This is a genomic window from Pontibacter harenae (genome assembly GCF_020907245.1).
Taxonomy (GTDB): Bacteria; Bacteroidota; Bacteroidia; order Cytophagales; family Hymenobacteraceae; genus Pontibacter; species Pontibacter harenae.
The window spans coordinates 118,611-131,558 of record NZ_JAJJWH010000011.1; the positions used below are offsets into that span (position 1 = coordinate 118,611).

The following is a 12,948-nucleotide window of genomic DNA, read 5'->3' on the forward strand; positions in this document are numbered from 1 at the left end:
TACAACTATAGTTTTGGTAATTCTACAATCTCGAACCAGTATTTACTTAAGGTCTTCATTACATCTACAAGCGCTACAAAAGTCACAGGCTTAGTAATAAAGGAGCTTACACCTAGATCGTAGGTTCTCAGAATATCTTCTTCGGCCTTAGAGGTAGTAAGCACCACCACCGGAATCAGGCGCAGGTGGTCTTCACTCTTGATTTCCTTTAGCGCCTCTCTTCCATCTTTTTTAGGCATATTCAGGTCCAGTAAAATCAGGCCTGGCACCGGATACTTCTTTTTGTCGCTGTACTTACCACGGTTGTGCAGGTAGTCCATCAGCTCTTCTCCATTCTCTACAAACTGCATTTGGTTTGTAAGGCGACTTTCTTCCAGCGCTTCTTTCACCAGCATGCGGTCTTCGGCATCGTCGTCGGCAATAAGTATAATAATAGGTCTGTTATTAGCCATGGCTTTATTATGATTCTTCCTGAGGTTGTTTTAGTGCAAGCGTAATGATAAACCTGGTGCCAACGCCTGGCTGACTGCGGGCTGTGATATCGCCTCCGTGCCTTATAGCTATTTTACGGCATATAGCCAGTCCTATACCAGATCCTTCATACTTCTGCCCTTCCAACCTTTGAAAGATGTTAAAAATACGGTCCAAGTACTTCTCATCGAAACCAATACCGTTGTCTTCTATATAAATTTCGGTTACTTCGTCGCCTGGTGTAGCGGTAAGATGGGCCTGCCGCTGAAGATTTTTAGCGTAGATATTGATAATGGGATTTTCGTTTTCTTTACGGAACTTAATCGCATTGCTGATCAGGTTCTGGAACAGCTGCCGCATTTGGGTCGGCTCTGCCTCAATCTCGGGCAATGGCGACCGCACTATTTCGGCCTTAGTTTGCTCTATCGTAATTTCCAGATCAGATAGCACTTCCGTCAGCACAGTGTCCAGGTCCACTTTTACGAAAGGCTTAGACTTAGAAGTAACTCTTGAGAACGCCAGCAGGTCATTAATCAAGTTCTGCATGCGCACTGCCGCATTCAGCATACGTTCTATATAATCTTTCCCCTGTTCGCTCAGGTTATCGTACTCTTTCGTCAGTAGCCTGTCGCCAAAAGCCTGTATTTTACGCAGCGGCTCCTGCAAGTCGTGCGACGATACATAGGCAAAGTCCTGTAGTTCACGGTTGCTACGCTCCAATTCTGCAGCGTAGCGCCTCAATCTTTCCTCTGTTAGCTTCTGCCGTGTAATGTCATGTACAAAACCAGTATAAACCTTTCGATCTGCCAGTTGCACCTCGCTTATACTAAGGTAGAAAGGGAAAACTGTACCGTCTTTTCTAAGACCTGTTACTTCTCTGCCTATACCTATAATGCGCCTCTCTCCTGTTTTATGGTAGCGGCCCATATAGCTGTCGTGCTGGCTTTTGTCGGGCTCAGGCATGAGTATATTAATGCTCTTACCTAAAAGTTCTTCAACATCGTAACCAAAAAGCTTCGCAGCAGATGGGTTCACCATCTCCATTTTACCTCTTGTATCGATGGTGATAATACCATCTACAGCAGCTTGAATAATAGAATTGATCTTGTTTTCACTTTCGCGCAGGGCTTCCTCAGCCTTTTTAAGGCCAGAAATATCATGTACAACACCCGTAAAGATAGTTCTGTTGTGTAGCCTTACTTCGCTTATACTCAGTAGAAACGGAAAAACGGCACCATCCTTTTTCTTTCCAAGTACCTCACGCCCGATCCCTATAATCTTGGCATCTCCTGTGCGCAAATAGTTAGCGATGTAATTATCGTGCTGGCTCTTATCGGGCTCAGGCATCAGTATTTTGATGTTCTGCCCCAGAATCTCTTCTGGCTGATAACCGAAAATTTTGGCAGCTGCAGGGTTCATTGTTTCGATAAAACCAAGGCTATCAATGGTAATAATCCCATCCACAGCAGTGTCTATCACAGCTTTTAGCCGCAGCAGGTTATCTATGTTCAGGTTAGAATTATTTTCAGTTTCTTCCAACTTTTAGGTTTTTATGAAAAATGTACTTCACCCTATTATACTGCAAAGTTACCATACCTGCAAACACAAATAATGATCAATGTCACTTTTCAAGTTATCAACCATCATTCAGTAACTAGCGCACCCTCTATAGTTTTGCCTCTGGAAGGAAAAAACGAACTGCTCTGCAAATACTTATGCGCCCTTTCAATTAGAAGTGGAGCCGTTCAGGAAGAGGCTTAAATGTGAATTCAGTCATGATAAAAGATATTTTGGTAGCAACCGACTTTTCTGATAACGCTTATAATTCAGCTCATTATGCAGGGGCCTTTGCTCGGTGTATCGAAGCACGTGTTATTTTGTTTCATGCGCTTCAACCTTTAACAGGGCTGAACTATGACGAAATACCGCTCGGAGTTGCCATGACAGAAGAGGAGGCCCAGCATAAGTTGGATGAGCAGGCAAGGGAGTTACACAGAAAATACGGCATCTCCATCACCCGCATTATGAAACCAGGCTACGCTGCCGATGAAATACCTACTCTTGCTGACAAAATAGGAACAAGGCTCGTAGTGATTGGCACACATGGTTTTGGAAAAAGCAAACATCTGCAGTTCGGAAATGTATCGCGGGAGTTGCTAGAAAATGCTGCTTACCCAGTGCTATATGTGCCGCCGAAAGCAGTGTTTAGATCCATTGAGCAAATTGCGGTTGTACAGGATTCAACAGAACTTTCCTTACTAAAGCCAACCAACAAATTGGCAGAAGAATTGGCACAACTGTTTCAGGCAAGGCAAACGGTACTCCAGCAAAACAAACAACCAGAATAAGCACTGAGTACCGTTTCCGAGACAGCACAAGAACCATTTATTGCAGCGGCAAGTAGGGCAAATTTTAACTTGGAGCACACGGAAAAAGCCTTGAAGGTAAGCGCAATTGCCCCTGATTTACTTGTGCTTCCCACACAGCAGGTTTATAGTTTACAAGGTCCCATTATTCAGTATGCCAACACAATGCCGCTACTCATGCTGCCTGGTTAAAGCTACGGCACTTCCCCTACAGTGGCATTTACAATGACTTCTGTCACTTCGGTTGCTGATGGTCTTTATATCTGATTAACAACAACGCTACTACCTTGGGGCATGGTAAAAACCTCAACCTGACCATAATAAATCTATAGTTTACACACTTCTTACATACGCATGCAACAGCAAACACTTCACTCGTTTCATATCCCAGTTATGGGGCTTTCTTTTTCGATAGATTCTCCTTTAAAAGTAGCTCGTTTTGGTATCTCCTCTGTTCTCTCGCTCAGCGATGATGCCTTAGTAGAACAGATGCGGGCACATTATAGCCAACTACATAAGAAGTCATATGTTCCCATTACGCCAAACGAGGAAGACTACAGAGCCAGGAGAATTACAGCCTATCTGGACCTGGTGAATGAATTAGTGTCAGAACAAACAGAGGTGCTTCGACAGGAAGAATTCATACCTGGTACGGAAATTACAAAATATTTCGAACTGCTACCTGAAACATCTTCCCTGAAGACGCTTTACCTGCAAATGCTGCAAACAACTGATCTGCCTCAGAAAGTACAACTACAGGATGAGCTACGGAAGGCTATAGTGGCTGGCAGCATCGATGTGAACATTATGACGAAGCTAGACCGCGCAAACTTTAGCAAAAGTGGAGAGCCGCTGCCACAGGAATTTTCTGATGCGCAGGCAGCACTTCGTGGCTATGCAAACAGTACTGTTAAGTCTTCGGTTGTTTTCTCTGCAGGCATGAACATGCGTCTCTTTAGTTATATAGAGCAGTTCCCGAGCTTCTTGTTAAACGAACACGGCGAATTTGACAAAAAAATAATTATAAAGGTTAGCGACTACCGCTCTGCATTGGTACAAGGGAAAATTCTGGCCAAGAAAGGGCTTTGGGTATCGGAGTTCAGGGTAGAGTCTGGTTTAAACTGCGGCGGACATGCTTTCGCCACTGACGGCTATTTGCTCGGCCCCATACTGGAGGAGTTTAAGCAGAACAGGGAAGCATTACAATCTGAGTTATATTCACTCTACGCTTCCGCACTCGCCAGCAAAGGGCAGCATGTTCCTATAGATCCGCCACCTGTGCGCATCACCGTACAAGGAGGCATAGGCACCGCCGATGAACATAACTTCCTGCTACAGCACTTCGACTTGGACGCTACAGGTTGGGGCACTCCATTTCTGCTAGTACCTGAGGCAACCACTGTGGATGAGGAAACAATGCAAAAGCTGGTGCAAGCACAGGCGAAAGACTTATACCTTAGTCCTATCTCACCGCTAGGAGTACCTTTCAACGCATTGCACGGCACATCAAGTGAAGAACTGAAGAACGTCAGAATAGCGAAAGAAAAACCAGGCAGCCCATGCATAAAGAAGCACCTGATTTCTAACACGGAGTTTACTAAAGAACCTATTTGCACCGCCTCCCGCCAGTACCAACGTCGAAAGCTGGAGCAACTAAAAGGCCAGAACCTTCCGCAGCATGTTTATTTATCTGAAGAGGCAAAGGTGTTGGCAAAGGAATGCTTGTGCGAGGGGCTTGCAAACTCTGCTCAAGTCTTGTACAACATCAGCCGAAAAACCATCTCCAAATCAGTAGCTATTTGTCCTGGACCGAACCTCGCTTTTTTCTCTAAGGTGTTTAAGCTACAAGAAATGGTGGATCACATCTACGGCCGCTTTAATGCGCTAAATGATACTTATCGCCCGCATGTGTTTATAAATGAACTGAACATGTACGTAGACTACGGGAAGAAAAAGAAGGCAGAACTGGCAGATGATTTTAATGAGAAGCAGCATAGGTACCTGCTAACTTTTTTACAGAACCTACAGGCTGGCATCACCTACTATAAAAACCTGCTCCCCACCCTATTCCCCCACGAACTGGAGCGACAAGAAATTATGTTGGATGAACTCCTTGAAGCCGAAGAGCAGCTACTGGCAGCACAGTATGGCCAAACAGCAACGGTGTAGGTTATCTGAAACACCCTATGTAAAGCCATTCGTTTCTGGCTGCAATCATTTGCCTACAGAAACGAATAGCTTTTGCTATGTATGCACTAACTGCTGTACCACAGCAAGTATAAGAACTATCCAGATGACTAGCAGCAACTTTAGCTGGTTAAGAAAACGAAGACTCTGAAATAATGGTAAAAGGAAAAGCATATTATATTTGATCTGCTATTTTATCATACCAAATGGAAGAGAACAGCTTAGTTAGAACAGATGCCTATATAAACGGGCAGTGGGTTAAAGCCGCCAGCGGCAACACGTTTGAGGTAACAAACCCAGCTACAGGCGAAGTAATTACCTCGGTGGCAGACCTGAACAGGGAAGACGTGCGTAAAGCCATAGACGCCGCAGATGCTGCATGGCCCGCTTACCGTGAAATGACAGCTAAAGAGCGAGCTACCCTTCTGCGGAAGTGGTTTGACCTGATCATGGAGCATAAAGAGGAACTTGCTCATATTATGACCATTGAGTCTGGCAAGGTGCTGACCGAAAGCTTGGGCGAAGTAAATTACGGTGCCTCGTTTATAGAATGGTTTGCCGAGGAGGCTAAACGCGCTTATGGGGACGTAATTCCTGCTCCAACAAAAGACAAGCGACTGGTAGTAATTAAACAATCCGTTGGTGTAGCAGCCGCCATTACACCATGGAATTTCCCTTTGGCCATGATAACCCGCAAAGTAGGCCCTGCGCTGGCTGCGGGCAGCCCCGTGGTAGTAAAGCCTCCTTCCGAAACACCACTTACGGCTTTAGCTTTATCAGTATTAGCAGAAAGAGCAGGTTTTCCGCCTGGCGTGTACAATACAGTTCCATCTACTGACAGTAGCGAGGTTGGCAAAGAGCTATGTGAAAATCCGAAAGTGCGTAAGTTGTCTTTTACAGGCTCTACGCCTGTAGGTAAGCTTCTCATGAGCCAATGTGCCTCTACCTTAAAAAAGCTGTCGTTGGAGTTGGGTGGCAATGCCCCTTTTATTGTTTTCGAGGATGCTGACATTGATGCAGCCGTACAAGGCGCTATTGTCTCGAAGTTCCGTCACAACGGCCAGACCTGCGTCTGCGTGAACCGCATACTGGTTCAGGACAAGATATATGATGTGTTTGTAGAGAAATTTACGCAAGCTGTAGCTAAGCTGAAAATTGGCAACGGCCTGGACAAGGATGTACAGTTAGGTCCATTGATCAGCAAAAAAGCTATAACGAAAGTAAAGGAGCATGTAGAAGATGCTGTTTCTAAGGGTGCAAAGGTAACTTATGGCGGCGAACCTCTGGAGGGCCTGTTTTATAAGCCAACTGTACTAGCTGATGCCACCAATGATATGCTCATCGCTAAAGAAGAAGTTTTTGGACCTGTGGCCCCTATTTTCCGTTTCAGCACAGAAGAAGAAGCTATTCAGATGGCTAATGACACGCAGTACGGCCTTGCCTCCTACTTCTACAGCCAAAATGTATCGCGCTGCTGGCGTGTGGCCGAGGCCTTGGAATATGGCATGGTCGGCATCAACGAAGGTTTGATCTCGACAGAAGTAGCTCCTTTTGGCGGCATCAAAGAATCTGGCTTCGGCCGTGAGGGCTCCAAGTATGGTATGGACTATTTTATGGAGATTAAGTACCTGTGCTTTGGTGGGGTGAAGTAGAGCAGGGATTAGCAACTTTCTTTCGAATCCCAATCAGACAAAGAGTTTAGAAAGTAAGAAGCCTCACTGCAATAGTGAGGCTTCTTACTTTCTTTAATATATCAATTGAGTTCAGCCATGAACATTTTACCAATTCAATTTGCAAACGCCAGCTTTACCACCATCTTCATCTTGGAGGTTCTAAGGGACATAAAGTATAAATCTGCGCTTAAATGCCCTAAATCTACTTTTTCTTTTCCAGAAAAACTCCTCAGGGTCTTTTGGTACACCCTTTTCCCTATAGAATTAAACACTTCTATCTCCAAACCTTCTTCCAATGTTGGTCCTGAAACGGTCACCACCCCAATACTCGGATTGGGGTACACCACAAAGTCTGCATAAAAGGAAGCGGTAAAAATATCCGATAGTTCTGAAACACAACCTCCATCAAACACTCTTACCTTATAAAAGCCTGGCTCCGAAATGCGTATTTTGTTACTTGTAGAGGTGAAAGTTCTTCCATTGGCCTCCCACTCATAGCTAGCTCCTATGATGTCTGTAACCAGACTGTCAACTCCGATTTGCGCTATGCTTGGTACACCCCTTACATCTATCACTCTGATGTTCTTCGAAGCTTCTGCTATGCTTCCGTTCTGGCACGTAATAGTGTACGTCAACTGATGCGTTCCCTCGCCTGCAAGTAAGGGATTAAATACTCCTGTAGCACCAACGCCTGTGCCAGACCATACTCCTCCAGTAGGCTCACCCTCCTCCAGCAAAAAAGGAGCATCATCTATACATACTTCCTCATCAGGTCCAACTATCACCGAATCAAGGTCGACTACGGTTGCCTGCACTGGTACTCTCTCGCTTTCACATCCCATGCTGTTTACAGCCGCTACATAATAAGTGGCAGAAGCCGTTATAGTCGGAGTGATAAAAACGCCACTAGACTCTGCAGCCAAAAGTTCGCTTCCTGAGGCATCTGCATACCAGCGGTAGCTACCTCCTAATGGTGCCCCGCTCGCTGATAACGTCACACTTCCAGGGCCACAAGTATTACTATGAACTACTGCAGGAGCCGAAGGTAAGCCTCCAATACTGATGTCATGCCCATTGTCGCTACCCACTATAGCAGGTGACGAGGCAACAACTCTTATTCTGTATTTTGTACCTTCTGTTATACCTGCAGACAAAGTAACTATAATTGGACTTTGAGTTCCTTCTCCAACAGTGATCGCATCTTGAAAAGAGCCTTTCTCATCTGAAAGCTGCACCGTAAAGAAATTGCCGCTATCATACACGCCATGGGCCGTAAATGCAACAGGAATGCTACTACTTACACACAAAGTATCCTGATCCAAAGGACTAGTGATGATAGCATAAGCAGGCACTTGCACTTTACCAGCTTTCAAAGCAACAGTAGTTGCCGCAAAATTGCTGTTGGCAAACTCCAGTTTCGTTGGGCTATCGGTGAAGTTTATCACACTAATGCTACCATAGTCGCCTATCACTTTAAAGCGCATAGCAAACAATACAGCTTCATTTGCTAAACTTTGCCCTTCCAGTGTGGCATCATCCCAGGAGAAAAGCAGCTTCCCCTGTGCATTTTGCATGATACGAAAGTTAGAAGAGTCCATACCAGCCAAACCATACTGTTCCACGCCCTTCAGCCTTACCACATCAGGATCAAATGTAATACTTCCCTGTGCAGTGATTATGCTATGGAAACCTTCCGCACGAACTGGCACTACAACCTCAGTGCCTGGCATGCCAGCTACAGAATCTGCCATAAGCAGTAATTTTGTAGTCTGGCTGTAGGCATTAAAAGCTATGGTAAGCAGTAAGCATAGTATCCCTATGCTGCGGTACACCATTTTAAACATCCATCTCTCCTTCCTCCGCTGTACACCTTCCGATGCACAGCCTCCGTAATTAATTAACTAAGATAAGTTGAATAGACTGGCTAAACTTACCAGCCTGCATGCGGCAATAATAAGACCCAGCACTCACACTTTTGCCAGTTGTATCGTCTCCTTTCCAGATAACGCTATGCTCACCAGCGGCAAACTTACCGCGATATTGCTTAACTACCTGACCTAGCAAGTTATAAATGGTGAGCGTTACCTCCTGCTCTTCTGGCACCTCAAATTGGAGTGTGGTTTGTTTTAAGAACGGGTTCGGGTAGTTTTGGTAAAGGGCATAGCCAGGAGCTTTTACTTTAACCTGTGCACTTTCTGATTTAACGCTCAGCTGCTCCAGGCTTCCTGTGTAAGCCACACCTCTTGTCAATGAAGAGTTAATTTCCACCTTGCTTTCCGTTTCGTTTTCTCCTATTACCCTGAACCTCACACTGAAGACTTGGGTGCCATCCTCCAGACTCAGGCTCCCGCCGTTCGGCTCTGCCCATACAGTTGTCAGTTTTCCTTTGCCTACACTGTGTGTACCGTAAGCACCCTCTAAACCAGCATGCTCCACGCGGACAAACTCTAGCACCTTCGGATCCCAGTTTAAGGTAAACTGATAGCCGCTGACGTCACTGAAATCTTTAACCGACACTGGAAGTACAACTTCTTTACCTGGTGCGGCCTCTTGGCTCTCCATCTTAAAGTTTACCTCCCCAGCCAACTGTGTTCTGGCCGTGGAGGCATCCCAACTGTCGTTCACGTCTCCTAACTTAATACCAATGAAATCCTGGCCGCTCAGCTCTGCCGCATTACTGTAGGTGCGGGTACTGTCGTAAGGGAAAGGATTAGCAGGCTCAGCAAAAGAAAAGTCGCTATTCACAAAAGCCCAGGTCTTGTTGCCAGGGAAACTGCTTATGCTTTGCAGAATCAGCGATCGGATCAGGGCTATGTCTAGAGTTGTCACCGAGCCAGAGTTATTCACGTCTCCTGCGATCACTTTGTATGGAGAGGCAAGTTTCTGTACGCCCAAGATATGCCGTTGAATCTGTACGATGTCTAAAGTAGTAACGCCATTATCCACCTCTACTTCATTGCGCTTAGCTGGAGCCAGGGTGTAGCTACCGCTTCCTGTTATCTTAAAGCTGAATACACCAGAGGCAGGAGTTGTAACGGCTTGCTTGCTTGCACCGTTCGTCAGCTTAACCACCACATTATTTAACGAGGTGCCCAACTGAGATTTAACCGTACCAGCAATTGTACCCTCTTTCTCTATTATAGCCGCACCTTCAACAGTAGTTACAGGAATAGCTGTATAGCTATTGTTCGTTACTTCCAGTTGCACAGGATTACCTGTTATGCTTACGGCAGTCTTAGCACCTGCTGCTCCTACCAGTTTCATCTTTAAAGCAAAGATTACAGCATCATCAGAAAGCGTAACTGGCGTAGAGCTAGCGTCGTGCCACGAGAAGCCAAGTTTACCATTTGCCGATGTCGCCCCGTTGAAATTAGAGCTGCTTAAACCAGCTAATCCAAAAGACTCCACTCCTACAAAGGAAGCAACTGCACTGTTCCACTCGATACTGCCCTGCATGGAAAGGATGTTCTCGAAGTCTTTCACGCGCACAGGGATCAGAATCTCAGAATTGGCAATGCCGCTCACTGAATCCACAGCTATGGTTAGCGTGTTGGCTGGATTTATAGTTACTGTTACCGAAGCAGCTGCACTTGTGCAACCGTTAACTGTTGCCGTAACCGAATAAGTACCCGCCATAGCTGCTGTAACATTTGCTCTAGTTGGGTTCTGCTCTGTTGCTGTGTAGCCATTCGGACCAGTCCATTTATAAGTAGCACCGCTAATGCTGCTGGCTGTTAGGTTAAGCGTACCACCTACCTGTGGTGCGTTAGCTAATACAGTAGGTGTAGCTGGAGAAGAAACTGTAACTGCCATGACACTTGCACTGCTGCTACCGCAGCTTCCCGACGCTGTTACTTCAATATCTCCACTAGCACTTCCTGCAGTTATTTTTACAGTGGCTGTACCCTGACCAAAAGTAATTACCCAACCTGCTGGTACTGTCCAGGTATAAGAGGTAGCACCACTAACTGCGCTAATAGAATATGTTGCTTCAGTGTTTGCACATACACTGAAATTACCAGCTATGGCACCAGGTGTTGCAACCGTACTTTGTACCGTTAGGTTTGCACCGTTATCTGCACTTGTTACAGCAGGACTAGAAGAAACCACTCTTACTCTATACCCTGTGCCTGCATTTGTACCTGTAGGAAAAGTTGCCGCAATAGTACCCGATGCTCCGCTGCTTAGCGTACCGATAGTTACTGGAGCGGCGAAGCTACCCGTGGCATCTGACAATTGCGCAGTAAAGGAGTTTCCCTCAGCATAAGTACCCGTAACTGTAAATGGTATACTCATAACACCTCCTGCACAGTAAGTATTACCGTTTGGCAATGTAGAAACAGTTATGGTATTTGTCAGTACTGTAAAGGTGGAATCACTTATTACCGTGCCTGTTGGAGTATCTACACTAATCGGACCTGTGCAGCAACCTGGTGCAGAAACGACAATTGTTTCATCATCTAATACAGTGAAATCGAAGGCTCTTGCATTTCGGAATCTAGCCATAGTTGCCCCTGTAAATCCATTACCCTTTATAGTTACTTTTGTACCTTTTACTCCACTTGTAGGGCTGAAGCTACTTACTACCGCAGTCTGGTTGATAGAAACAGTAACTATGGCAGAGCTACTACAGCCGTTCAAAGTAGCCGTAACTTTATAAGTACCCGCTGCTTTGCTGGTAGTGCTTACAACAGAAGGATTCTGTGAGGTAGAAGTAAAGCCATCAGGACCAGACCAGCTATAAGTTGCCCCTTGTATGGTAGTAGCTGTTAAGTTTAAGGTGCCACCTATGTTCACAGGACTATTACTGTTGGCTGTTAGAGTGCCTGGCGTAGCTGTTACTTCAATGGTTTTGGTTGCTTTGTTCGTACAACCACCCGCATCCGCATATATATACTCTACGGTATGTGTTCCCACACCCGCTGTAGCAGGATTGAACACGCCATCTTTATTCATACCGTTTCCTACCCAAACACCACCAGCTGGCGATGCGCTTAGATTAACAGCTGCAGCGTTTACACAAAGTGTCGCTGGCAAACCAGTGAAGGAAACCGTAGGCAGTGTTTTTACCTGAATGGTGTTAGTAGCAAAACTGATACAGCCATTCTCGTTGGTATAAGTGTAGGTGATGGTATGCGTACCAACACCTGCCGTAGCAGCACTAAACGTACCATCTACTACTCCTTTTCCTGAGTAGGCTCCACCTTTTGGCAAACCTCCTGTTAAGTTAAAAGCTGGAGCCTCGGCACAAACAGGATTGAAAGCAGCAAGTGTAACAGCTGGCAGCGCATTAATCACTACATTTTTGATATAGAAGTCGCTGCAGCCCAAGCTGTTCTTTGCTGTTAGCTGCACCTTATAAGTCCCTGCTCTGCTGTACAACTTGGAAGGCTGTTCTTCTGTTGAACTTGTGCCATCACCAAAATCCCATAGGTAGGTCATAGTGCCGGAACTTACGGTACTCTCGTTTTGGAAAGCAACTGGCGAGCCTGCACAAGCACTAGGGGCAGAGAATTTAGCCTGAGGTGTGGTCGTAATCGTAATGTTTTGACTAACCGAACCATAGCAGCCTTCCTCTGAATAAGCACGCATTATAACCGTGTAGGTGCCAGAAAGTTTATAGATATGGCTTGGGTTCTTCTCATCAGCGGTTTCGCCATCGCCAAAATCCCACTCATAACGAGCTATCTTACCTGGATTTACACTGGCATTCCCTTGAAAAGCAACTGGCACACCAGCGCATTGGGCAGTAAAGTTAAAGCTCGCATTTGGTCTCGGCTTCTTGAAACGTGCCACATACAAGGTGTCGTTGTTTACATTGTCATCCTGAATACCGACCAACCACACTTTAAAGTCATAGCGACCATCTTGTAACAGGTTCTGCACCTGCTGGAAAGTATGCTCAATATCTGTATTGATCTGCCCTTTGATAGTTTCTGTATAGATCGTGCCTTTATTTACCTGGTAAGCGATCTTGATGTCTGTAAAAGGAATATCACCAAACTGCGCAATGTTAGCAGTTACAGCTTCGGATGAGGTCTGATCACAATCTAAGGTCGGGCTGATCAGGCGGGTAATCCCGAAGTCCACCATAAACTCGTCTGCTCCTATGTCTGGGGCAGAACTGTTTCTGATTTCTCCGTCTATATCTAACAGTACGCCAGCAACTGGTATACCAGCACCGTTCAGTGCTCTTTGGTATGCTCGTAACTCCGTTGCGGATTTGAAGAAGGGGTTGACGGCCTTGGAGT

The 12,948-nt window shown here is 45.7% G+C and carries 8 protein-coding genes; 4 read left to right on the plus strand and 4 right to left on the minus strand.

The genetic code is table 11. The features are described from left to right. Positions 1-5 precede the first annotated feature (5 nt). Positions 6-452 carry a response regulator gene (locus LN893_RS08300; protein WP_229969346.1) on the minus strand — a complete coding sequence of 149 codons (447 nt, stop codon included), beginning with the start codon at positions 450-452 and terminating at the stop codon, positions 6-8. Between the two features lie 7 nt (positions 453-459). Beyond that, the gene (locus LN893_RS08305) at positions 460-2,010 is read right to left on the minus strand and encodes a PAS domain-containing sensor histidine kinase (RefSeq protein WP_229969347.1); all 1,551 of its coding nucleotides are present in this window, start codon (positions 2,008-2,010) and stop codon (positions 460-462) included. Between the two features lie 236 nt (positions 2,011-2,246). Between LN893_RS08305 and LN893_RS08310 the strand changes: the two genes are divergently transcribed. The 4 genes from LN893_RS08310 (at position 2,247) to LN893_RS08325 (ending at position 6,676) form a co-directional block, all read left to right on the plus strand. Further along, positions 2,247-2,819 carry a universal stress protein gene (locus LN893_RS08310; RefSeq protein ID WP_229969348.1) on the plus strand — a complete coding sequence of 191 codons (573 nt, stop codon included), beginning with the start codon at positions 2,247-2,249 and terminating at the stop codon, positions 2,817-2,819. 69 nt (positions 2,820-2,888) lie between these two features. Beyond that, positions 2,889-3,029, plus strand: a complete 141-nt coding sequence (locus tag LN893_RS08315; protein WP_229969349.1) for a hypothetical protein — start codon at positions 2,889-2,891, stop codon at positions 3,027-3,029. A gap of 162 nt (positions 3,030-3,191) precedes the next feature. Beyond that, on the plus strand, positions 3,192-5,006 hold the full coding sequence (locus LN893_RS08320) for a nitronate monooxygenase family protein (protein WP_229969350.1): 1,815 nt from the start codon (positions 3,192-3,194) through the stop codon (positions 5,004-5,006). 224 nt (positions 5,007-5,230) lie between these two features. Then, complete coding sequence (locus LN893_RS08325) at positions 5,231-6,676, plus strand: NAD-dependent succinate-semialdehyde dehydrogenase (protein WP_229969351.1); 1,446 nt, start codon at positions 5,231-5,233, stop codon at positions 6,674-6,676. Between the two features lie 134 nt (positions 6,677-6,810). Here LN893_RS08325 and LN893_RS08330 read toward each other — a convergent pair whose 3' ends face one another. Together LN893_RS08330 and LN893_RS08335 are read right to left on the minus strand one after the other, a co-directional pair. Next, positions 6,811-8,448 carry an Ig-like domain-containing protein gene (locus tag LN893_RS08330; RefSeq protein WP_229969352.1) on the minus strand — a complete coding sequence of 546 codons (1,638 nt, stop codon included), beginning with the start codon at positions 8,446-8,448 and terminating at the stop codon, positions 6,811-6,813. A 142-nt stretch (positions 8,449-8,590) separates the two neighbouring features. Then, on the minus strand, positions 8,591-12,948 hold a 4,358-nt coding region (locus LN893_RS08335), incomplete at its 5' end, for a PKD domain-containing protein (RefSeq protein WP_229969353.1).